Annotated in this window: 20 protein-coding genes; 11 read left to right on the forward strand and 9 right to left on the reverse strand. The window is 59.5% G+C overall.

The window, feature by feature from the left end; genetic code table 11:
- Positions 1 to 98: 98 nt before the first annotated feature.
- The 5 genes from tgt to coaD all read right to left on the reverse strand — a co-directional run bounded on the left by tgt (position 99) and on the right by coaD (position 4141).
- Positions 99 to 1229, reverse strand: coding sequence for a tRNA guanosine(34) transglycosylase Tgt (gene tgt / locus AB6803_RS06750; RefSeq protein ID WP_371108153.1), 1131 nt, complete (start codon positions 1227 to 1229; stop codon positions 99 to 101).
- A gap of 6 nt (positions 1230 to 1235) precedes the next feature.
- Positions 1236 to 2318, reverse strand: coding sequence for a tRNA preQ1(34) S-adenosylmethionine ribosyltransferase-isomerase QueA (queA, locus tag AB6803_RS06755; RefSeq protein ID WP_371108154.1), 1083 nt, complete (start codon positions 2316 to 2318; stop codon positions 1236 to 1238).
- A 74-nt stretch (positions 2319 to 2392) separates the two neighbouring features.
- Complete coding sequence (locus AB6803_RS06760) at positions 2393 to 2893, reverse strand: peptidylprolyl isomerase (RefSeq protein WP_153365644.1); 501 nt, start codon at positions 2891 to 2893, stop codon at positions 2393 to 2395.
- 134 nt (positions 2894 to 3027) lie between these two features.
- Positions 3028 to 3600 (reverse strand): peptidylprolyl isomerase, encoded by a 573-nt coding sequence (locus AB6803_RS06765; RefSeq protein WP_371108155.1) that lies wholly within the window; start codon positions 3598 to 3600, stop codon positions 3028 to 3030.
- A gap of 37 nt (positions 3601 to 3637) precedes the next feature.
- Positions 3638 to 4141: a pantetheine-phosphate adenylyltransferase gene (gene coaD, locus AB6803_RS06770; protein ID WP_371108156.1), complete on the reverse strand. Its 504-nt coding sequence runs from the start codon at positions 4139 to 4141 to the stop codon at positions 3638 to 3640.
- 201 nt (positions 4142 to 4342) lie between these two features.
- Here coaD and AB6803_RS06775 point away from each other — a divergent pair, with 201 nt between their 5' ends.
- From AB6803_RS06775 to AB6803_RS06785, 3 genes are all read left to right on the forward strand, one after another.
- The gene (locus tag AB6803_RS06775) at positions 4343 to 4564 is read left to right on the forward strand and encodes a hypothetical protein (protein ID WP_371108157.1); all 222 of its coding nucleotides are present in this window, start codon (positions 4343 to 4345) and stop codon (positions 4562 to 4564) included.
- Between the two features lie 92 nt (positions 4565 to 4656).
- Positions 4657 to 4815: a hypothetical protein gene (locus AB6803_RS06780; protein WP_007696021.1), complete on the forward strand. Its 159-nt coding sequence runs from the start codon at positions 4657 to 4659 to the stop codon at positions 4813 to 4815.
- A 41-nt stretch (positions 4816 to 4856) separates the two neighbouring features.
- A complete protein-coding gene (locus AB6803_RS06785) occupies positions 4857 to 4991 on the forward strand; it encodes a hypothetical protein (protein ID WP_371108158.1) in 135 nt (44 codons plus the stop codon).
- A gap of 460 nt (positions 4992 to 5451) precedes the next feature.
- Here the strand turns inward: AB6803_RS06785 and gyrA are convergent, their stop codons facing one another.
- Positions 5452 to 8259, reverse strand: a complete 2808-nt coding sequence (gene gyrA / locus AB6803_RS06790) for a DNA gyrase subunit A (protein ID WP_371108159.1) — start codon at positions 8257 to 8259, stop codon at positions 5452 to 5454.
- A gap of 226 nt (positions 8260 to 8485) precedes the next feature.
- On the opposite strand from gyrA, the gene AB6803_RS06795 reads away from it, so the two are divergent.
- Positions 8486 to 9118, forward strand: coding sequence for a MarC family protein (locus AB6803_RS06795; RefSeq protein WP_371108160.1), 633 nt, complete (start codon positions 8486 to 8488; stop codon positions 9116 to 9118).
- 68 nt (positions 9119 to 9186) lie between these two features.
- On the opposite strand, the gene AB6803_RS06800 is transcribed toward AB6803_RS06795, so the two are convergent.
- Positions 9187 to 9732, reverse strand: a complete 546-nt coding sequence (locus AB6803_RS06800; protein ID WP_371108161.1) for a single-stranded DNA-binding protein — start codon at positions 9730 to 9732, stop codon at positions 9187 to 9189.
- A 259-nt stretch (positions 9733 to 9991) separates the two neighbouring features.
- On the opposite strand from AB6803_RS06800, the gene uvrA reads away from it, so the two are divergent.
- Positions 9992 to 12913 (forward strand): excinuclease ABC subunit UvrA, encoded by a 2922-nt coding sequence (gene uvrA / locus AB6803_RS06805; RefSeq protein WP_371108162.1) that lies wholly within the window; start codon positions 9992 to 9994, stop codon positions 12911 to 12913.
- A 30-nt stretch (positions 12914 to 12943) separates the two neighbouring features.
- A complete protein-coding gene (locus AB6803_RS06810; protein WP_371108163.1) occupies positions 12944 to 13750 on the forward strand; it encodes a DUF72 domain-containing protein in 807 nt (268 codons plus the stop codon).
- Positions 13751 to 13756: 6 nt separating this feature from the next.
- Here AB6803_RS06810 and AB6803_RS06815 read toward each other — a convergent pair whose 3' ends face one another.
- The gene (locus AB6803_RS06815) at positions 13757 to 15232 is read right to left on the reverse strand and encodes an NAD(P)H-hydrate dehydratase (RefSeq protein ID WP_371108349.1); all 1476 of its coding nucleotides are present in this window, start codon (positions 15230 to 15232) and stop codon (positions 13757 to 13759) included.
- Between the two features lie 350 nt (positions 15233 to 15582).
- Between AB6803_RS06815 and AB6803_RS06820 the strand changes: the two genes are divergently transcribed.
- From AB6803_RS06820 to hspQ, 3 genes are all read left to right on the forward strand, one after another.
- Entirely contained in the window at positions 15583 to 15921 is a 339-nt protein-coding gene (locus AB6803_RS06820; protein ID WP_003579240.1) for a P-II family nitrogen regulator, read from the forward strand.
- Positions 15922 to 15982: 61 nt separating this feature from the next.
- Positions 15983 to 17392, forward strand: a complete 1410-nt coding sequence (gene glnA, locus AB6803_RS06825) for a type I glutamate--ammonia ligase (protein WP_371108164.1) — start codon at positions 15983 to 15985, stop codon at positions 17390 to 17392.
- A gap of 234 nt (positions 17393 to 17626) precedes the next feature.
- Positions 17627 to 17956 carry a heat shock protein HspQ gene (hspQ, locus tag AB6803_RS06830; RefSeq protein ID WP_007693548.1) on the forward strand — a complete coding sequence of 110 codons (330 nt, stop codon included), beginning with the start codon at positions 17627 to 17629 and terminating at the stop codon, positions 17954 to 17956.
- Between the two features lie 152 nt (positions 17957 to 18108).
- Here hspQ and AB6803_RS06835 read toward each other — a convergent pair whose 3' ends face one another.
- On the reverse strand, positions 18109 to 18765 hold the full coding sequence (locus tag AB6803_RS06835; protein ID WP_371108165.1) for an invasion associated locus B family protein: 657 nt from the start codon (positions 18763 to 18765) through the stop codon (positions 18109 to 18111).
- Between the two features lie 265 nt (positions 18766 to 19030).
- On the opposite strand from AB6803_RS06835, the gene AB6803_RS06840 reads away from it, so the two are divergent.
- Positions 19031 to 20842: an extracellular solute-binding protein gene (locus tag AB6803_RS06840; RefSeq protein WP_371108166.1), complete on the forward strand. Its 1812-nt coding sequence runs from the start codon at positions 19031 to 19033 to the stop codon at positions 20840 to 20842.
- A 110-nt stretch (positions 20843 to 20952) separates the two neighbouring features.
- Positions 20953 to 21624 carry a DsbA family oxidoreductase gene (locus AB6803_RS06845; RefSeq protein WP_371108167.1) on the forward strand — a complete coding sequence of 224 codons (672 nt, stop codon included), beginning with the start codon at positions 20953 to 20955 and terminating at the stop codon, positions 21622 to 21624.
- The last annotated feature ends 12 nt before the right edge of the window (positions 21625 to 21636 follow it).

Genomic DNA, 21636 nt, shown 5'->3' on the forward strand with positions numbered 1-21636 from the left:
ACCCTGCCTTTTTCGACAATTCCGATTAGCGCCGATTTTGGGCAGGCGCAAGGACTGCGAACGGTGGACTAGAACCAAAGTGGTCAGCCAGACGCATCTCAAACCGGCTCGAGATCGCCCCTCGCCCAGTTCTCCTGCGTCTCCGCCATGAAGTCGGCGAAACGGCCCTCGGCGATCGCCTGCCGGATGCCCTGCATCAGTTCCTGATAGTAGGCGAGATTGTTCCAGGAGAGCAGCATGCCGCCGAGCGCCTCGTTGGCGCGGACGAGATGGTGCAGATAGGCGCGTGAATAGTCGCGCGAGGCTGGGCAATTCGATTGGTCATCGAGCGGGCGCATGTCTTCGGCGTGGCGGGCGTTGCGGATATTGACCTTGCCGCGGCGGGTAAACGCCAGACCGTGGCGACCGGAGCGGGTCGGCATCACGCAGTCGAACATGTCGATACCGCGGGCGACGGATTTCAGGATATCGTCCGGCGTGCCGACGCCCATCAGATAGCGCGGCTTTTCAGTCGGCAGTTCCGGCAGGGTGGTTTCCAGCATGCGCAGCATTACATCCTGCGGTTCGCCAACGGCAAGGCCACCGACGGCATAGCCCTTGAGATCCATCTGGCTCAGCGCCTGCGCCGAGCGGACGCGCAAATCAGGCACGTCGCCGCCCTGCACGATGCCGAACATCGCCTTACCGGGCTGGTCGCCGAAGGCGACCTTGCATCGCTCGGCCCAGCGCAGCGACATTTCCATGGCGCGCTCGATCTCCTTCGGGGTCGAAGGCAGAGCCACGCATTCGTCAAGCTGCATCTGGATATCGGAGCCGAGCAGGCCCTGGATCTCGATCGAGCGTTCCGGCGACATATGGTGCAGGCTGCCGTCGACATGCGACTTGAAGGTCACGCCCTGCTCATCGAGCTTGCGCAGACCGGACAGCGACATCACCTGGAAGCCGCCGGAATCGGTCAGGATCGGATGAGGCCAGCGGATCAGCTCATGCAGGCCGCCAAGACGGGCGACGCGCTCGGCTGTCGGGCGCAGCATCAAATGATAGGTATTGCCGAGGATGATGTCGGCGCCGCTCTCGCGCACCTGGTCGAGATACATAGCCTTAACGGTGCCGACCGTGCCGACCGGCATGAAGGCTGGCGTGCGGATGGTGCCGCGCGGCATGGAAACTTCGCCGAGGCGGGCGCCGCCATCGGTCTTCTTCAATGTGAACTGAAAGCTCTCGCTCATCTCGTCTTAGTCTTTCCGGTGGAGCAGGCTGCCATCGCCATAGGAATAGAAGCGATAGCCCGTCTCAATAGCATGGGTATAGGCCGCGCGCATGGTATCGAGGCCGGCAAAGGCCGACACCAGCATGAATAGCGTCGAGCGCGGCAGGTGAAAATTGGTCATCAGCAGATCGACCGCCTTGAAACGGTAGCCGGGCGTAATGAAGATGCCAGTCGCGCCAGACCAGGGCTTGATCGTACCATCCTCGGCGGCGGCACTTTCGAGCAGCCGCAGCGACGTGGTACCGACGCAGACGATGCGACCGCCCCTCGCCTTCACGGCGTTCAGCTTTTCCGCTGTCTCCGCATCGACATGGCCGATCTCGAAATGCATCTTGTGGTCTTCGGTGTCGTCTGCCTTGACCGGCAGGAATGTGCCGGCACCGACATGCAGCGTCACGAAATGCCGCTCGACGCCCATAGCGTCCAGCGTGGCAAACAGCGACGGGGTGAAATGCAGGCCGGCGGTGGGCGCGGCGACGGCACCCTCCTCGCGGGCATAGATGGTCTGGTAATCGGCGCGGTCGCGTTCGTCTTCCGGACGCTTGGCGGCGATATAGGGCGGCAGCGGGATATGGCCGACCCCAGCAATCGCCTCGTCCAGCGCCGGACCAGAAAGATCGAAGCGCAGCGTGATCTCGCCGCCCTCGCCCTTCTCCTCGACCACAGCATCAAGCGCGCCGAGAGCGCAGACATTCTCGCCATGGCCGAACTGGATGCGATCGCCGATCTTGATGCGCTTGCCCGGCTTGGCGAACGCCTTCCAGCCATCGGGTGCGGCGCGCATATGCAGCGTCGCCGAGACCTGCTGGCCGGGCGCGCCTTCGCGATGACGAATGCCTTCCAACTGGGCGGGTATAACTTTCGTATCGTTGAAGACAATAGCGTCGCCGGGGCGCAGGAAGGACGGGAGATCGCGGACTTGGCGATCGCTCAAGACCATCTCGGCATTCGGATCGACCACGAGCAGGCGCGCGCTATCGCGCGGCTCGGCGGGCCGGAGCGCGATACGCTCGTCCGGGAGGTCGAAATCGAAAAGGTCAACACGCATTCAGGCAATCCAGGCAAAGCGAAACCCGCCCCCGCGCCAAAGACGCAAGAGGCGGGTTTCAGGAATAATCACAATCAGACGTCGGCGGCAATCCGCGCGGAGACGATCGAGTCCGGATCCTTCACCGGCTCGCCGCGCTTGATCTTGTCGACATTGTCCATGCCGCTGATCACCTGGCCCCAGACCGAATACTGCTTGTTCAGCCAAGGTGCATCTGTGAAGCAGATGAAGAACTGCGAGTTGGCCGAGTTCGGGTTCTGCGAACGCGCCATCGAGCAGGTGCCGCGCGTATGCGTGGTGGCGGAAAATTCAGCCTTCAGGTCCGGCTTGGAGGAGCCGCCCGTACCAGCGCGGGCCGTATTGCCGCCGACCTTGCCATGCTCCACGTCGCCGGTCTGGGCCATGAAGCCGTCGATGACGCGGTGGAACACAACGCCGTCATAGGCCTTTTCGCGAGCGAGTTCCTTTATGCGGGCGACATGCTCGGGAGCGACCTGCGGCAGGAGCTGAATGACAACTTCGCCCTTGGTGGTTTCCAGGATGAGGGTGTTTTCGGGATCCTTGATCTCAGCCATTTTCGTTTCCTCGTTCTATGTTTGATTACGCATGATCCCCAAAACCGCTTCACACTTTTGGGGATCATGTCGCTTGGTTTGGCATGATCTTATCCAAAAACCGCATGGCACTTTTTGGGATCATGCCTGTGAAATTACTTCTTGCTGACGGTAACCTTGACCATCTTGTCCGGGTTGCTCACTTCGCCGTTCTGGCCCTCGCCGCGCTTGATCTTGTCGACGAGTTCCATGCCCGAGACGACCTTGCCGACGACCGTGTACTGGCCGTTCAGGAAATCGCCATCGGCGAACATGATGAAGAACTGCGAATTGGCGGAATTCGGATCCTGGGCGCGCGCCATGCCGACGACGCCGCGCGTAAACGGAACCTTGGAGAATTCGGCCGGAAGGTTAGGAAGATCGGAACCGCCGGTGCCGGCCTTGGCGGCGTCATAACCCTTCGTCGTGTTGCCGTACTGGACATCGCCGGTCTGGGCCATGAAACCATCGATGACGCGGTGGAAGACAACATTGTCATACGCACCCTTTTTCGCCAGCGCTTCGATCTGCGCGACATGCTTCGGAGCAACTTCGGGCATCAACTGGATGACAACCGGGCCATCCTTCAGCTGGATCGTCAGAAGATCGGTTGCCGCAGCCGAGATGGCGCTGCCTGCGAAGGCGGCGAGGCCGAGAAAGCCTGCCAATGCGATATGAAACAGTTTCATGGGTGCTCCGTTCGGGAAATGGATTTCGGCCTGGATTTTATTTGGCCGGATCTTTTAACTTGCCAGTCAGGGCTTCAAGAACCGCTGGCGGGACGAAGGCGCTGACATTGCCGCCCATGGAGGCGATCTGCCGCACCAATGTGGCGGTTATGGGCCGCGACGCCGTGCCGGCGGGCAGAAACAGAGTCTGAATATCCGGCGCCATCTGCCGGTTCATGCCCGCCATCTGCATTTCATAATCAAGATCGGTGCCATCGCGCAGGCCGCGCACCAGGAGGCTCGCGCCATGCTTGCGCGCCGCGTCGACCACGAGATTATCGAAAGAAACGACGGAAATATCGGCTGCCTTATTCGGCAGTGCATCGGCAAGCGACCGGTTGATCAGTTCGGCCCGTTCCTCGAAGGAAAAAAGTGGCTTCTTGCCGGGATGAATACCGATCGCGACAATGACCTTGGAGGCGACATTCAGCGCCTGCACGAGGACGTCCAGATGTCCATTGGTCATGGGATCGAAGGATCCGGGATAAAAGGCTGTCGTCATACCAAGCCGGCTCGTTGTTTCGACGCCTTTTGTCACGGATAGCCCCTTCTCGCAAGTCATTTACAACCCGGCGATGGCCTCTGAACGACAGATGAATGCAGCGTTCAAGCCCGTTTCAGATCGACAATGCTTTACTCACCGCAACATCGAAACGGGCCGAGTTAACCGGCTCATCCGCCTCCCGCTCAGGAATAACAGGCCATGTTGGTCCTCATCGTCGCAGTCGCCATTGTCGGCTCTCTCGTCATCGAACACGTCGCTCACCTGTTCGCGAACAACTATGAAATCGAATGGGTAAGCCGTGTCGACAGGGATGGCGGCATTTCTGCTCAAGAAATCATCAGCGCCATGCGCAAAACGCATCGCGAATCTGAACGCCAGATGAACAAGGCATTCAAGGTTGCTTCAGATGGGCGTTGGTAAATAGAGGCCAACATATGGCGGAACCATTCACGAGCCGCTGCGTTAAAGTACGAACCTTAAATTTGCACGTTGCTGTAAGAAGGAAAAAGAGTATGCCCGACAAGATCACCCTTATTAACGTTGTTTGGATGACGATGATTTCCGGAATGCTTGCAGCAACGATCGCGCTTTACGATCAAAAGCCTGACCAGTCGAAGATCTATGGTCCCTTTGCTTCGGCTCGTTCCTTTACCGCCTCCAGCCAATACTAAAGGGATCTGAACGCTAGTTCCACGAGAGGAAGGGAGCGATCATGTTCACGATATTAACGGTGCTTACGCTTTTCATCAGCTGCATGTTCGTTGTGTCCGTCGCATCCACCATATCGGCGCTCCATCGCGAAAGCGAAGAGAGCAAGAAGCTGAACAAGCGTCACGGAACACTCTGACCCCTAGGGTTCCTGGCAATCTCCCCACCCGCGCGCGGCCCTCCAGGCGCCCGGGACCATTCAAACCGGACGCTCCCCAGCGTCCGGTTTTTTCTATGCAGTGGCTGCACAGCGGAAATCATGAAATCAGCGAGAAGCCGCCGCTCGGTGACAAGGGCCGCAGCTTCGTTCTTTGACGCCCAGCTACTTTGAATGGTTGCAAAAATCGGAGTTCCCGGCCGACCTCCGCGACAGAAACTCCCCTGATCTTTCATTGCGACTATCTGCACCTTGAGAAGGCATCGGCCCTGTTGTCACCCGCAGACGGCGGATGATGGAAGGCTTTCAGCATGGCGAGGACGCATACTGCATTCCGGGATCCACAGATGCCGGCGCTCGATTGCTGGCATCTACTACCAAATAGACAAAAAAACGGGCGGCCAAGCCGCCCGTTTTCCATTTGGTTTACGAAGAGCGCGAGCTATTCCTCGCTGGCACCTTCTTCGGCCTCGCCTGCAGGCGCCTCGGCCTCTCCATTCGGCACACCATCCTCAGCATCTGCTTCGACGGCGTCATCATCACCTTCCGGCTCGCTGATGCGCTCAACCGAAACAACCTTTTCGTCCTTAGCGGTCGAGAAGATGGTAACGCCCTTGGTGGCACGGCTCGCGATGCGAATGCCGCCGACCGGAACACGGATCAGCTGACCGCCATCCGACACCAGCATGATCTGATTGCTTTCCTCGACCGGGAAGGCGGCAACCAGTTCGCCGATCTCGGCAGTCTTCGACGTGTCGGTGGCGCGGATACCCTTGCCGCCACGGCCGGAGATACGGAAATCGTAGGAAGACGAACGCTTGCCGAAACCCTTTTCCGAAACTGTCAGCACGAATTGCTCCAGTGCCTTCAGCTGTTCATAGCGCTCATCGCTCAGCTGTCCCTCTTCGGTGACTTCCTCGCCAACCAGCGCAATTTCCTCTTCCTCGCCCGTGGTCGAGCGACGCTCGCTGGTCGAGCGCTTGAGATAGGCAGCGCGCTCCCAGGGTTCGGCATCCACATGGTTGACGATGGTCATCGAAATGATGCTGTCGCCCGAGGCCAGCGAGATGCCGCGAACGCCGATGGAATTGCGGCCGGCGAAGACACGCACGTCCGAGACCTGGAAGCGAATGCACTGTCCAAGCGCCGTCGTCAGAAGCACATCGTCATGTTCGGTGCAGGTCTCGACGGAGAGGATTTCGTCGCCCTCTTCCTCGAGCTTCATGGCGATCTTGCCGTTGCGGTTCACCTGCACGAAATCCGACAGTTTGTTGCGGCGCACGGTGCCGCGCGTCGTCGAGAACATGACGTCGAGATTGTCCCAACTCGTCTCATCCTCGGGCAGCGGCATGATCGTGGTTATGCGTTCGCCGGGCTCCAGCGGCAACATGTTGATCAGGGCCTTGCCGCGCGATGTCGGCGTGCCGATCGGCAGGCGCCAGACCTTCTCCTTATAGACGATGCCGCGCGACGAGAAGAACAGCACCGGCGTATGCGTATTGAGAACGAATAGCCGGGTAACGAAATCTTCGTCGCGCGTCGTCATTCCGGAGCGACCCTTGCCGCCGCGGCGCTGGGCGCGGTAGGTGGTGAGCGGCACGCGCTTGATGTAGCCGAGATGCGAAACGGTGACGACCATGTCCTCACGGGCAATCAGATCCTCGTCGTCCATCTCGAGACCGCCATCGACGATCTCGGTGCGGCGCGGCGTTCCGAACTCGTCGCGAACGGCAATAAGCTCTTCTTTTACAATAGTTTGGATACGGACACGCGACGAGAGAATGTCGAGGTAATCCTTAATCTCAGCGCCGATCTTGTTGAGCTCGTCGCCGATTTCGTCACGGCCAAGTGCCGTCAGGCGGGCAAGACGCAGCTCGAGAATGGCGCGCGCCTGCTCTTCCGAAAGATTATAGGTGCCGTCTTCGTTGATGCGGTGACGCGGATCATCGATTAGCCGGATAAGGGATTCGACATCTTCCGCCGGCCAGCGGCGGGTCATCAGCTCTTCGCGCGCCGATTGCGGATCGGGGGCGCGGCGGATAACGCGGATGACTTCGTCGATATTGGCGACGGCGATGGCGAGACCGACCAGGACGTGAGCGCGTTCTCGCGCCTTGCGCAGCAGGTACTTGGTGCGGCGGCTGACGACATCTTCGCGGAAGGACACGAAGGCGCGCAGCATGTCGAGCAGGGTCAACTGTTCGGGCTTGCCGCCATTCAGAGCCACCACGTTGGCGCCGAAAGACGTCTGCAGCGGCGTATAGCGGTAAAGCTGGTTTAGGATGACGTCGGCATTGGCGTCGCGCTTCAGCTCGACAACGACGCGGTAGCCCTGGCGGTCGGATTCGTCGCGCAGATCAGAGATGCCTTCGATGCGCTTTTCGCGCACCAGTTCGGCCATCTTCTCGATCATCGTCGCCTTGTTCACCTGATAGGGAATTTCGGTGATGATGATCTGCTCGCGGTCGCCGCGCATCGGCTCGATCGCAGCGACGCCGCGCATGACGATGGAGCCTCGCCCTGTCTCATAGGCCGAGCGGATGCCGGCGCGGCCGAGGATCTTGGCGCCCGTCGGGAAATCCGGACCTGGAATGATCTGCATGATCTCCGGCAGTTCGATCGCCGGATTGTCGATCAGCGCGATACAGCCATCGATCACTTCGGAGAGGTTATGCGGCGGAATATTGGTCGCCATGCCCACAGCGATACCGCCGGAGCCGTTGACGAGCAGGTTCGGGAACTTTGCCGGCACGACGACAGGCTCGCTCAGCGTGCCGTCGTAGTTGTCACGGAAATCGACGGTTTCCTTGTCGAGATCGTCGAGCAGCGAATGCGCCACCTTCTGCAGGCGGCATTCCGTATAACGTTCGGCCGCCGGCGGATCGCCATCGACGGAACCGAAATTGCCCTGCCCGTCGATCAACGGCAGGCGAAGCGACCAGGGCTGCGCCATGCGGGCGAGCGCGTCGTAAATCGCGAGGTTACCGTGCGGATGGTATTTACCCATCACGTCACCGGTTACGCGGGCGCACTTCACATATTTCTTGTTCCAGTCGATCCCGAGTTCCGACATGCCGTAGAGGATGCGTCGATGAACGGGCTTGAGACCATCGCGAACATCGGGAAGCGCGCGGCTGACGATCACGCTCATCGCGTAATCGAGGTACGACCGCTGCATTTCCTCCATGATGGAAATTGGCTCGATGCCTGGCGGGAGCTTCCCGCCGCCGGGTGGTGTTTGCTCAGTCAAAACAGATCACGATCTCTTTTAGAATCACTGCGAAATTTATAGCCGAAAGGCCTTGCGAGCGCCAATTTTGGCGGGTGCTTTTGAACAGGCTTTTGCCCTGTTAACCCGCTAAATCGAACATTTCCGTGGCAGCACGTCCCGGATTGGCCGCATTGCGCTTTGCGAAAGCCCATTCCTCGCATATCAATGGGTCAACAACCATAGAAAACAAATGGCTGGGGAACATATGGCGAGCGCGGACACGCTAATCAATGCCTTCACGACGCTGCTTGTCACGGTCGATCCGCCAGGTCTCGCTCCGCTTTTCATCGGCCTCACGGCGGGCATGAACCGGGCCGAACGCAAGCAGGTGGCGTTGCGCGGATCCCTGATCGCCTTCTTCATCCTGGCTGCCTTCGCTTTGTTCGGCGCCAGCGTGCTCGGCATCCTCGGCATCTCCATTGGCGCCTTCCGCATTGCCGGCGGCCTGCTGCTCTTCTGGATCGCCTTCGAGATGGTGTTTGAGAAGCGGCAGGACCGGAAGGAGAAGACGACCGAGGTCGCGATCACCAAGGATCATATCCACAATATCGCGGTCTTCCCCCTCGCCTTGCCATTGATCGCCGGCCCCGGTGCCATTTCGGCAACCATCCTGCTTGCCGGTTCGTTGCAGACCACATTCGACCGGGCACAGCTGATCGGCGTCATCGCCGTCAATCTCGGGCTTGTCTTCGCGGCGCTCGCAATCTCCGACAGGCTCGACCGCATGCTGGGAGCAACCGGCCGCGCCATCCTGACCCGCCTGCTCGGCGTCATACTCGCAGCACTTGCCGCCCAATTCGTCGTGGACGGCGTGCGGTCCGCCCTCACGCTCGCATAGAAAAGCCCGCCGGGAAAGGCGGGCTGCTCAACACAATTCTGTATGATCTCTCGATCAGGGCCGCTCGATCAAAACGGGATATCGTCGTCCAGATCACGCGAGAAATTGCTGCCGCCACCGCTGCTTGCGGGAGCGCCACGGCTTGCACCAGCGTTGCGGCCTCCGCCGGATGACGGCGCGGGCTGGCCGTAGTCGTCACCGCCGTAATCACCGCCACCAAAATCACCGCCGCCGCCACGATTACCGCCGCCACCGCCTTCACCGCGACCGTCCAGCATGGTCAGCGTCGAATTGAAGCCTTGCAGCACGATTTCGGTCGAATACTTGTCCTGGCCGTTCTGATCCTGCCACTTGCGGGTCTGGAGCGCGCCTTCGATATAGACCTTGGCGCCCTTCTTCAGGTACTGTTCGGCGACCTTGCAGAGACCTTCGTTGAAGATCACCACACGGTGCCATTCGGTCTTTTCCTTGCGCTCGCCGGAATTGCGATCTCGCCAGGTTTCCGATGTCGCGATGTTGAGATTGGCGATCGGACGGCCATCCTGCGTGCGGCGAATTTCCGGGTCCGCCCCGAGATTTCCAACCAGAATTACCTTGTTCACACTGCCGGCCATGACACCACCCTACTTGCCGCCCATCGACGGCTCTGAAATTCTATCCGCGCACCTTAGACCATTGCCGCCATCAGGTGCTATTTAAGCAATCATCCAAGGGAGCTTCATCCACAAGGAATTTTGTTCTTTCTTTGTTCTATTTTATCCCTATGATCCTGTCAACCGAATCGAAAACCTGACGCTGCCCTTCATTTCAGCCTCGACTCACAGCCCGGCATCACTAAATAAAGGCAGACATCAAGGGACCAAGCGGACGACGATGAGTGAACTGAAGACTATATCCATACGTGGCGCGCGCGAGCACAATCTCAAGGGCATCGATCTCGACCTTCCGCGCAACAAGCTGATCGTCATGACCGGCCTTTCCGGCTCGGGCAAGTCCTCGCTCGCCTTCGACACGATCTATGCCGAGGGGCAGCGTCGCTATGTCGAGAGCCTGTCGGCCTATGCGCGGCAGTTTCTGGAGATGATGCAGAAGCCTGACGTCGACCAGATCGACGGCCTGTCGCCGGCGATTTCGATCGAGCAGAAGACGACCTCGCGCAATCCGCGCTCGACGGTCGGCACCGTCACCGAAATTTACGACTATATGCGCCTGCTGTTTGCCCGCGTTGGCGTGCCCTATTCGCCGGCGACTGGCCTGCCGATCGAGAGCCAGACCGTCAGCCAGATGGTTGACCGCGTGCTCGCCTACGAGGAAGGCACCCGGCTCTACATTCTGGCGCCGCTCGTGCGCGGCCGTAAGGGCGAATACAAGAAGGAACTGGCGGAGCTCATGAAAAAGGGCTTCCAGCGCGTCAAGGTCGACGGGCAGTTCTACGAAATCGCCGATGTGCCGGCGCTCGACAAGAAGTATAAGCACGATATCGATGTCGTGGTTGACCGCATCGTCGTCAGACCCGACATGGCGGCCCGCCTGGCGGACAGCTTCGAAACCTCGTTGCGTCTGGCCGATGGCCTTGCTGTTGCAGAATTTGCCGACAAGCCGCTGCCGCCGGAGGAGACCTCCGCCGGTGGTTCCGCCAACAAGTCGCTGAACGAAACGCATGAGCGCGTGCTGTTTTCGGAAAAATTCGCCTGCCCGGTCTCCGGCTTTACCATTTCGGAAATCGAGCCGCGCCTCTTCTCGTTCAACAATCCCTTCGGCGCCTGTCCGTCCTGCGATGGCCTCGGCTCGCTGAAGAAGATCGATCCCGCGCTGATCGTACCCGAACCGGAACGGACACTACGCGACGGCGCGATCTCTCCCTGGGCCAAATCGACCTCGCCCTATTACAATCAGACACTGGAAGCACTCGGCAAGCATTACGGCTTCAAGCTCGGCAGCCGCTGGAGCGACTTGTCGGATACAGCGAAGGACGTCATTCTCAACGGCACCGAGGACAAGATCGAGTTCCACTACGCCGACGGCGCTCGCTCCTACACGACGCACAAGAATTTCGAAGGCATCGTGCCGAACCTCGAGCGGCGCTGGAAGGAAACGGATTCCGCTTGGGCACGCGAGGAGATCGAGCGCTTCATGTCGGCTGCCCCCTGCCCGGCCTGTAATGGCTATCGCCTGAAGCCGGAGGCGCTGGCGGTCAAGATCAACAAGCTGCACATCAGCCAAGTCGCGGAAATGTCGATCCGGATTGCCCGCGACTGGTTCGACGTGCTGCCGGCGACCTTCACCGACAAGCAGAACGAGATCGCGGTGCGTATCCTGAAGGAGATCCGCGATCGCCTGCGCTTCCTTAATGACGTCGGCCTCGAATATCTGAGCCTGTCGCGCAATTCCGGCACGCTGTCCGGCGGCGAAAGCCAGCGTATTCGCCTGGCCTCGCAGATCGGCTCAGGTCTGACGGGTGTGCTCTACGTCCTTGACGAGCCCTCGATCGGCCTGCATCAGCGCGATAATGCCCGCCTGCTGGAAACGCTGAAGCATCTGCGCGACATCGGCAATACGGTGATCGTCGTCGAACATGACGAGGATGCGATCATGACGGCGGATGACGTGGTCGATATCGGCCCCGCCGCCGGCATCCATGGCGGCCAGGTGGTGGCGCATGGCACACCGCAGGAGATCATGGCAAACCCGAAGTCGCTGACCGGGAAATATCTCTCCGGCGAACTCGGCGTGCCGGTTCCCAACGAGCGCCGCAAGATCAAGAAGGGCAAGGAGATCAAGGTCGTCGGCGCCAGGGGCAACAACCTCAAGGACGTCACTGCTGCGATCCCGCTCGGCGTCTTTACCGCCGTTACCGGCGTTTCCGGCGGCGGCAAATCGACCTTCCTGATCGAGACGCTCTACAAGTCGGCCGCACGCCGCGTCATGGGCGCACGCGAAATCCCGGCCGATCACGACCGCATCGACGGCTTCGAGCATATCGACAAGGTGATCGACATCGACCAGTCGCCGATTGGCCGCACGCCGCGCTCGAACCCGGCGACCTATACCGGAGCCTTCACACCGATCCGCGACTGGTTCGCCGGCCTGCCGGAGGCCAAGGCGCGTGGCTATCAGCCGGGTCGCTTCTCCTTCAACGTCAAGGGCGGCCGCTGCGAGGCCTGTCAGGGCGACGGCGTCATCAAGATCGAGATGCACTTCCTGCCCGACGTCTACGTCACCTGCGACGTCTGCCACGGCAAGCGCTACAACAGGGAGACGCTGGACGTTACCTTCAAGACCAAATCGATTGCCGATGTGCTCGATATGACGGTCGAGGAAGGTGTCGATTTCTTCGCGGCCGTTCCCGCCGTGCGCGACAAGCTTCAATCCCTGAAGGATGTCGGCCTCGGCTATATCAAGGTCGGCCAGCAAGCCAATACGCTTTCGGGTGGCGAAGCGCAGCGCGTCAAGCTAGCCAAGGAACTGTCGAAGCGATCTACAGGCCGCACGCTTTACATTCTCGACGAACCGACCACCGGTCTGCATTTCCACGACGTCGCCAAGCTTCTGGAAATGCTGCACGAACTGGTCAACCAGGGCAATTCGGTTGTTGTCATCGAGCACAATCTCGAAGTCATCAAGACTGCTGACTGGATACTCGACTTCGGTCCCGAAGGCGGTGATGGCGGTGGCGAGATCGTTGCCACGGGCACGCCGGAGATGATCGTCAAGGAGAAGCGCTCCTATACGGGACAATTCCTCAAGGAGTTGCTGGAGCGGCGGCCGATGAAAAAAGTGGCGGCGGCGGAGTAAGGTAGCCTCGCTCAATCAATGGAGGAGAGAATGACCAAAACCGGAACGATCCGAACCGGCATTGGCGGCTGGACGTTTGAGCCTTGGCGCGGGACATTCTATCCCGACACGCTGAAGCAGAAGGACGAACTCAATTTCGCCAGTCGCCAGCTAAAGGTGATCGAGGTCAACGGCACCTATTACAGCACGCAGAAACCGGAGGTTTTTGCCAAATGGGCGGCCGACGTGCCGGATGGTTTCATCTTCTCGCTAAAAGCGACGCGTTTCGTCACCAATCGGCGCGTGCTTGCCGAGGCGGGTGAGTCGATGCAGCGCTTTCTCACATCCGGCATCAGCGAGCTGGGCGATCATCTCGGACCGCTGCTCTGGCAGTTCGCGCCGACCAAGAAATTCGATCCGGATGATTTCGAGGCGTTTCTGAAGCTGCTGCCGACCAAGCAAGACGGCCTTGCGCTCCAGCACGTCGTCGAGGTCCGGCATGACTCGTTCAAGGTGCCGGAATTCGTCGCCCTGCTCGCAAAATACAATATCGCGCCGGTCTGCGCCGAGCATTTCGAATATCCGATGATCGCCGACGTGACCGCCGATTTCGTCTATGCCCGCCTGCAGAAGGGCTCCGACGACATCAAGACCTGCTATCCGCCGAAGGACCTGAAGGCCTGGGCGAAACGGCTGGAGACCTGGGCAGAGGGCAAGATACCCGATGATCTGCCGCTGATCGACGGAAGCCGGAAGGTCAAGGCCGAGCCGCGCGACGTCTTCGCCTTCATGATCCATGAGGGCAAGGTCAATGCGCCTTATGGCGCGATCGCGCTGCAGGAAGAAGTGGCGAAATAGCGTCTATCAAAAGGGCGTGACGTGGGAGACGAGATCCTCCGCCGTTAGTCCTTTTCCGGCGCGCTGCCCGGCCACGCCATGCAGCCAGACACCGGCGGCCGCGGCTTCGAAGGCGGGAGTTCCCTGCGCCATCAATCCGCCGATGATACCGGCCAGCACGTCGCCGGAGCCGGCGGTGGCAAGCCATGGTGGGGCGTTCGCATTGATCAGCGCCCGGCCGTCAGGCGCGGCAATAACACTATCGGCGCCCTTATAGATAACCGCGGCATGAGCCCGCGCCGCAGCCGCCCTGGCCTTACCCACCTTGCTCAGCGCGCCGTCGGCGGCGATATCGGGGAAAAGTCGGACGAACTCACCCTCATGCGGCGTCAGCACCAGACGCGTCCGACCATCGGCGAAGGCGTCGAACAGGCGCTGGGGATCATCGCGAAACGAGGTGATGCCGTCGGCGTCGAGCACCAGATGGCGGTCACTCAAAGCCAGAGCAAACTGGCGGGCCTTTTCGCCGGCGCCGAAACCGGGGCCGAGGACGAAGGTCGAAAGGCGCTTGTCGGATAGCCACTCATGCAATACTGCCTCGTCCTCGACGGGGTGCAGCATGATTGCTGTCAGCATGCCGGCGTTGACCGCCAGCGCCTGTTCCGGTGAGGCGATGGTGACGAGCCCTGCCCCCGCTTTCAGCCCCGCCATGGCCGACATGCGCGCCGCTCCCGTGGCTATTGCGCCGCCCGAAAAGACGACGAGGTGACCACGCTTGAATTTGTGGGTGTCGGTGACAGCCGCCGGTAGGCTCGCCTGCCATTGCGCCGGCGTATTTTCCGCAAGCGTGTCATTCGCCTGTGCACGGACTATTCGGGCGGGGATGCCGATGTCGAAAACCTCCAGAGCACCGCAAAGCTCCCGCCCCGGTATCAGCAGATGGCCGGGCTTACGGGTCATGAAGGTGACCGTGCGTTCCGCACGGAAAGCAGCACCAAGTATTTGTCCGCTGCCGCCATCAAGGCCGGAGGGCAAGTCGATGGCAATGACGGGAACGCCGGCTTCGGCAACCCGCGCGATGATTGTGGCGACCTGATCGGGGACTGGGCGGGAAAGGCCCGCGCCGAAAATAGCATCGATAACCACATCGCCGGCAAGTGGCAGATAGCGTTCCAACGTCTCCCCCGCGGTCGGGCAATCGGCAAAAGCGCGGGCGGCATCGCCCTTGAGCCTTTTGGGTTCGCCCAGATGATAGAGTTGAACCTGCGCGCCGCTTTGGCGAAGCGCGCGCGCCGCCACGTAGCCGTCGCCGCCGTTGTTGCCGGGACCGCAAAGAACAACATATCGCAGGGCTTCAGGGAAATGCCGAAGGGCGCTTGCGGCCACCGCCTGCCCCGCCTTTTCCATGAGGCCATAGGAATCGATACCCGAAGCGGCCGCGGCGTGATCGACGGCGGCCATATCGTCAGGCGAAAGAAGCAGATCGGCGAGAGGTAACATCATGATGGACAATATTGAATCCCAAACCTGCCTGAAAAACAACCGTCATTCCCCAGCTTGATGTGAACAATAATTATGCATTTGCTTAAAATAAGTCCACACACCGCAAACGCCCCACCAAGGTACGATTGTGAGAGTTGAGGCAACTTTTCGCAAAAATTTGCTTATCCCGCTCATTTTCGTGCGAAATCGCTTTCATTTTCCCGAAAAATCCTCATCAATCCGAGGTCTCGGCGTCAATTCGCCGGGATTTTTTTGCAGCAGCCCACTCTGAACTGGCATGATACGTGCATCACGTTGGCCGAGCGGGGAGTAGTCCTGCTGTAACAGGAAAAGCGGAGAGACATTTTCTCATGAAAAAGATCGAAGCGATCATCAAGCCTTTCAAGCTCGACGAAGTGAAGGAAGCCCTTCAGGAAGTCGGCCTGCAGGGCATCACCGTCACGGAAGCGAAGGGCTTCGGTCGTCAGAAAGGCCACACGGAACTTTACCGTGGTGCTGAATACGTCGTTGACTTCCTGCCGAAGGTGAAGGTCGAAGTCGTATTGGCGGACGAAAATGCGGAGGCGGTGATCGACGCTATCCGCAAGGCAGCACAGACTGGCCGTATTGGCGACGGAAAGATTTTCGTCTCCAACATCGAAGAGGTCATTCGAATCCGCACCGGTGAAACTGGCATAGACGCCATATAACCGCCCGGCCTTTTCGGCCGCGGCTAAAAATCGTCATCTAAGTCAAGGGAAGAGAAATTTAATGACGACGGCAAGCGAAATTCTCAAACAGATCAAGGACAACGACGTCAAGTTCGTTGACTTGCGCTTTACCGACCCCAAGGGCAAGCTGCAGCACGTCACCATGGATGTGGTCTGCGTCGATGAAGACATGTTCGCCGATGGCGTCATGTTCGACGGCTCCTCGATTGCGGGCTGGAAGGCCATCAATGAATCCGACATGGTGCTGATGCCGGACCCGGATACGGTCCACATGGACCCGTTCTTCGCGCAGTCCACCATGGTCATCCTCTGTGACATTCTCGACCCGGTTTCGGGAGAAGCCTACAACCGTGACCCGCGCGGCACCGCCAAGAAGGCCGAAGCCTACCTCAAGGCATCCGGCATTGGCGACACCGCCTTCTTTGGTCCGGAAGCCGAATTCTTCGTCTTCGACGACGTCAAGTACAAGGCCGATCCTTACAATACCGGCTTCAAGCTCGATTCCAGCGAGCTGCCGTCCAACGACGACACCGATTATGAAACCGGCAACCTCGGCCACCGTCCGCGCGTCAAGGGCGGCTACTTCCCGGTCCCGCCGGTCGACAGCGCCCAGGACATGCGCTCGGAAATGCTGACGGTTCTCGGCGAAATGGGCGTCGTCGTCGAAAAGCATCACCACGAAGTTGCCGCCGCTCAGCACGAACTTGGCATCAAGTTCGACACGCTGGTGCGCAACGCCGACAAGATGCAGATCTACAAGTATGTCGTTCACCAGGTCGCCAATGCCTATGGCAAGACGGCAACCTTCATGCCGAAGCCGATCTTCGGTGACAACGGCTCCGGCATGCACGTTCACCAGTCGATCTGGAAGGGTGGCAAGCCGACCTTCGCTGGCGATGAATATGCTGGCCTCTCCGAGAGCTGCCTCTACTACATCGGCGGCATCATCAAGCATGCCAAGGCGATCAACGCCTTCACCAACCCGTCGACGAACTCCTACAAGCGTCTCGTCCCGGGTTACGAAGCTCCGGTTCTGCTTGCCTACTCGGCGCGCAACCGCTCGGCTTCCTGCCGCATCCCCTTCGGCTCCAACCCGAAGGCAAAGCGCGTCGAAGTCCGCTTCCCTGACCCGACCGCCAACCCCTACCTCGCCTTCGCAGCTATGCTGATGGCGGGTCTCGACGGTATCAAGAACAAGATCCATCCGGGCAAGGCCATGGATAAGGACCTGTACGACCTGCCGCCGAAGGAACTGAAGAAGATCCCGACGGTCTGCGGCTCGCTGCGCGAAGCGCTCGAAAGCCTGGACAAGGACCGCAAGTTCCTAACCGCCGGCGGCGTCTTCGACGACGACCAGATCGATGCTTTCATCGAACTGAAGATGCAGGAAGTCATGCGCTTCGAAATGACCCCGCATCCGGTCGAATACGACATGTACTACTCGGCATAAGAACCGAGGTTAAAGCCCCGGTTCGCCGGGGCTTTTTCATTATCGGCAAGCGTGAGGCAGGCATTTATCGGTCACGGCTGCCTCACTGGATGTCACATTTTATGTATCGCATGATCGAACAATCAGGGGTGATCGGCGTTACTTGAATGTGACGGTTACATGAAGGAATCGGGGCAAAATCCTTGATATCGGCGGTGAAACTCACCACATGATTGCTTGAAAGGAAGTCGCGCCATGAAACAACGCAACGCAAAGTTCAATATAGGCGACGTGGTTCGACACCGGATGTTCCCATTTCGCGGTGTCATCTTCGACGTCGACCCGGAATTCGCCAATACCGAAGAATGGTGGAATTCCATTCCGATGGAAGTGCGGCCCAGCAAGGACCAGCCCTTCTATCACCTTCTCGCCGAAAACGACGAGACGGAGTATGTCGCATACGTATCCGAGCAGAACCTGATCAATGACGAGAGCGGCGTTCCGCTCCGCAATCCACAGATCGCTCAGATTTTCGACCAGGCGCCCACAGGTGAGCTCAAGCCCAAGATGAGCCTCGCGCATTAAGCACCTATTTCATAACAGGTTTCCCGAAGGGAAGACGCTCCCCAACGTCTTCCCTTTCGTTTTGAGCGGTTCACCTTTCTTCAGACCGGTGCCGCAATAGAAAAAGCCCGGCTCACGCCGGGCTTTTTCATGAAATCTCACAGGGCCGCAGCTTACTGCTTGGCGGCTTTCTGAGCGTCTTCGAGCTTTTTGCGAGCTTCCTCAGCCTTCTTCTGCATGCTGTCCTGCAGGCTCTTCTGGCTTTCGGCCAACTTAGAGTCGGAGATGGCAGCACCGTCAAAGGCGGCGCCGAAACCGGTCAACGAAATCTTGATCGGGTTCGGAGCGCGACGGAAGTTGATCGAGGTGAAGGTCACGTCCGTGCCCTTCTTCAAAGCCGCGATCATGGCGTCGGTCACCGGCACTTCTGCCGTGCACTTGTCCGGCATGCAGACAGCGTAATCGAGCTTCTGGCCCTTGCCGCCATCGATCTGCATGGTGATGCCCGGAGGGATCAGGCGTGCGGTCGGAACGGAAATCTGCAGAATCTTGCGGTTGACCTTGCCGTCGATCGAGATGAGGCCGACTGCCGTCACGAGCTGACCATTGTTGGCCATCATGAGGTTTTGAACGATGCAGATATCGGCATCGTCCTGCTTGGTGCAGGTCTTGTACCAGCCGAGGCGCGGCTGGTTAGCATCGCCGCCACCGTCGGCAGGGGCTGCGCCGGAGGCATCCTGAGCGAAGGCAGCGGCCGGAAGCGCTGCACCGATCATGAGAGCCAGAGCAGACAGACCTGCCCGCGTTTTGTTGTCAGTCTTGAACATCATAGCGAAACCGCCTCCTGAAATCCGATGCGGGACGACAGCCTGTCGCCCCATGCCAACCGGGTCAAACCAACGTCCACCTGTCGAATGAATAAGGCGAATGCATGACCCGGGAAACCCGGGACTTCTGTTACATCGCACAGGCGAGGATATCCAGCTTTTCTTTGGTCTTTTCTGCTGAGACCCAAGAATTCCCCGGCCGCGTGTTGAATTCGGCACTGTCGTGATAAGGTCCGGCAGAATCATACCCCTTACCGGAAAGGATGCCATGCAAGCGCTCCGGATCGCTACTCTCCTGTTCTTCGCAGCATTCTGCAATGTGGCGGCCGCGCAGCCGCTCTACGGCATCGCAATGCATGGAGATCCCGCCTTGCCGGCGGATTATACACATTTTCCCTACGTCAATCCGAACGTCAAAAAGGGTGGGCGTATCAGCTATGGCGTCGTCGGCACCTTCGACAATCTCAATCCCTTCATTTTAAAGAGCATGCGTACGACGGCGCGCGGCATGTGGGATCCCGATTACGGCAATCTCATCTACGAATCGCTGATGCAGCGCTCGCGCGACGAGCCCTTCACCCTTTATGGACTGCTGGCACAGACGGTCGAATGGGATGAGAGTCGCAGTTTCATCCAGTTCAACCTCAATCCGAACGCCAAATGGTCGGACGGGCAGCCAGTGACGCCCGAGGATGTGATTTTCACCTTCGAGCTCCTGCGCGACAAGGGCCGTGTGGTCTTCTCCTCCCCGCTGCAGGCGGTCAGTAAGATGGAGAAGGTCGGCGAGCATGGCGTGCTGATCCATTTCAACGATAAGGCGAATCGCGAAACGCCGCTGATCATCGCCTCGTCGCTGCCAATCCTGCCGAAACACGCCACCGATCCGGAGAGTTTCGACCGGACCACGCTTGCCATTCCCATCGGCTCCGGCCCCTATGGGATCAAGAGCATCGACCCCGGCCAACGCATCATCTTCCAACGCAATCCCGACTATTGGGGCAAGGATATTCCGACGAAGGTCGGCGTCGACAATTACGACGAGATTTCCGTCACCTATTTCCTGCAGGAAACCACGCTGTTCGAAGCTTTCAAGAAGGGCGATATCGACGTCTATCCCGACGGCAGCCCGGGCCACTGGCAACAGGCCTATGACTTTCCCGCAGCCACCTCCGGCGCCGTCGTCAAGGACGTTTTCAAGCCGAAGCTGCCGAGCGGCATGTTCGGTTTCGTCTTCAACACGCGCCGGCCGATCTTCGCCGACAAGAAGGTGCGGCAGGGCCTCACCCTTGCCTTCGATTTCGAATGGGTCAACCGCAGCCTTTCCTCGAACGCCTATACCCGCACGCAGAGTTACTGGCAGAACTCCGATCTCTCATCGCTCGGCGTGCCCGCCAATGCACGAGAGCTTGCCATGCTCGGCCCGATCAAGGATCGCATTGATCCCGATGTGCTCGACGGTAGCTACAGACTGCCTGTCAGCGACGGTTCCGGCCGCGACCGGGCCATCCTGCGCAAGGCCGTCGATCTGCTCAAGCAGGGCGGCTACACGATCAAAGGCGAAAAGATGGTCGATAGCGCCGGGCGTCAGCTCAGCTTCGAGATCATGACGCAGAATGCCGATCAGGAGCGCATCGCAATCGCCTATCGCCGGTCTTTGGCGCTGCTCGGCATCGCCGTGACGATCCGTACCGTCGATGATTCGCAATATCAGCTCCGGACGATCAGCTACGATTATGACATGATCCTCAAAGCCTATCCCTCGTCGCTGTCGCCAGGCATCGAGCAGGTGGGACGCTGGAGCTCCGCCGCCGCAAAGGCTGAGGGCAGCCTCAATTTCGCTGGTGTCGCAGATCCTGATGTCGACACGCTGATGGATCATTTCCTTACGGCCCATTCCGCCGAGGATTTTCGTGACGCGGTGCGCTCCTTCGACCGCATCTTGATTTCCGGCTATTACGTCCTGCCCCTCTATCATATCGGCCAGCAATGGGTAGCGCGGCGCAGCCGCATCGCCCATCCCGATGTGCTGCCGCTCTATGGCTATCAATTGCCGACATGGTGGGACGCTTCGGTGCAATAGGGCACTGAAGCCGCCAAAATGTTGCCGGTTCCCTTTCGGTAACCGGTTGAAGCCTCCGGCCGGAAAGCCTAGATGGGATCTTTGGACGACAAAGCGGAAGGACACAGACCATGGAACGCATCACGATCGATATCGTCTCGGACGTCGTATGTCCCTGGTGCTATCTCGGTAAGGCGCGGCTGGAGCTGGCGATCGCCGAGGTGCAGGACGAAGTGGGCGTCGACCTCAACTGGCGCCCCTATCGTCTCAATCCCGAGTATCCGCCCGAAGGCGTCGACCAAAAGAAGGAATTGGCAAAGAAGCTCGGCGGCGAGGAGCGCGTTGCGCAGGCGCACAAGATGCTGACTGACCTCGGCCGCGACGTCGGCATCAAGTTCGATTTCGACGCCATCAAGATCGGCCCGAACACGCTGGACGCACACCGCCTCATCCATTGGGCGGGGACGGAAAACCGCGAAAAGCAGGAGAAGGTGGTCAACGCCTTGTTCAAGGCCAATTTCGAGGAAGGACGCAATGTGGGCGATCATGCCGTGCTGCTGGATATCGCCGAAGGCGCCGGCCTTGATCGCTCCGTCATATCGGCCCTGCTCTCCTCCGACGCCGACCGCGACCTTATTATCGGTGAGATCGAAGCAGCGCAAAAGATCGGCGTCACCGGCGTCCCCTTCTTCATCTTCGACCAGCAATATGCCGTCAGCGGCGCCCAGACGCCGGATGTACTCATCGAGGCACTGCGCGATATCGCCAAGATGAAGGCCGAGGCGCGGGCTGGGATGAATTGAGCACAGGTCAAC

Source organism: Rhizobium sp. RCC_161_2, from assembly GCF_041355235.1.
Taxonomy (GTDB): Bacteria; Pseudomonadota; Alphaproteobacteria; order Rhizobiales; family Rhizobiaceae; genus Rhizobium.

Excerpts from the sequence above, each read along its gene's own strand:
- AB6803_RS06845 (WP_371108167.1), top strand. The coding sequence starts at position 20,953 with ATGGAACGCATCACGATCGATATCGTCTCGGACGTCGTATGTCCCTGG.
- AB6803_RS06810 (WP_371108163.1), top strand. The coding sequence starts at position 12,944 with ATGACCAAAACCGGAACGATCCGAACCGGCATTGGCGGCTGGACGTTT.
- AB6803_RS06840 (WP_371108166.1), top strand. The coding sequence starts at position 19,031 with ATGCAAGCGCTCCGGATCGCTACTCTCCTGTTCTTCGCAGCATTCTGC.
- hspQ (WP_007693548.1), top strand. The coding sequence starts at position 17,627 with ATGAAACAACGCAACGCAAAGTTCAATATAGGCGACGTGGTTCGACAC.
- AB6803_RS06835 (WP_371108165.1), bottom strand. The coding sequence starts at position 18,765 with ATGATGTTCAAGACTGACAACAAAACGCGGGCAGGTCTGTCTGCTCTG.
- AB6803_RS06815 (WP_371108349.1), bottom strand. The coding sequence starts at position 15,232 with ATGATGTTACCTCTCGCCGATCTGCTTCTTTCGCCTGACGATATGGCC.
- AB6803_RS06780 (WP_007696021.1), top strand. The coding sequence starts at position 4,657 with ATGCCCGACAAGATCACCCTTATTAACGTTGTTTGGATGACGATGATT.
- queA (WP_371108154.1), bottom strand. The coding sequence starts at position 2,318 with ATGCGTGTTGACCTTTTCGATTTCGACCTCCCGGACGAGCGTATCGCG.
- AB6803_RS06785 (WP_371108158.1), top strand. The coding sequence starts at position 4,857 with ATGTTCACGATATTAACGGTGCTTACGCTTTTCATCAGCTGCATGTTC.
- uvrA (WP_371108162.1), top strand. The coding sequence starts at position 9,992 with ATGAGTGAACTGAAGACTATATCCATACGTGGCGCGCGCGAGCACAAT.
- AB6803_RS06775 (WP_371108157.1), top strand. The coding sequence starts at position 4,343 with ATGTTGGTCCTCATCGTCGCAGTCGCCATTGTCGGCTCTCTCGTCATC.
- AB6803_RS06765 (WP_371108155.1), bottom strand. The coding sequence starts at position 3,600 with ATGAAACTGTTTCATATCGCATTGGCAGGCTTTCTCGGCCTCGCCGCC.
- AB6803_RS06800 (WP_371108161.1), bottom strand. The coding sequence starts at position 9,732 with ATGGCCGGCAGTGTGAACAAGGTAATTCTGGTTGGAAATCTCGGGGCG.
- AB6803_RS06760 (WP_153365644.1), bottom strand. The coding sequence starts at position 2,893 with ATGGCTGAGATCAAGGATCCCGAAAACACCCTCATCCTGGAAACCACC.
- glnA (WP_371108164.1), top strand. The coding sequence starts at position 15,983 with ATGACGACGGCAAGCGAAATTCTCAAACAGATCAAGGACAACGACGTC.
- coaD (WP_371108156.1), bottom strand. The coding sequence starts at position 4,141 with ATGACGACAGCCTTTTATCCCGGATCCTTCGATCCCATGACCAATGGA.
- tgt (WP_371108153.1), bottom strand. The coding sequence starts at position 1,229 with ATGAGCGAGAGCTTTCAGTTCACATTGAAGAAGACCGATGGCGGCGCC.
- AB6803_RS06820 (WP_003579240.1), top strand. The coding sequence starts at position 15,583 with ATGAAAAAGATCGAAGCGATCATCAAGCCTTTCAAGCTCGACGAAGTG.
- AB6803_RS06795 (WP_371108160.1), top strand. The coding sequence starts at position 8,486 with ATGGCGAGCGCGGACACGCTAATCAATGCCTTCACGACGCTGCTTGTC.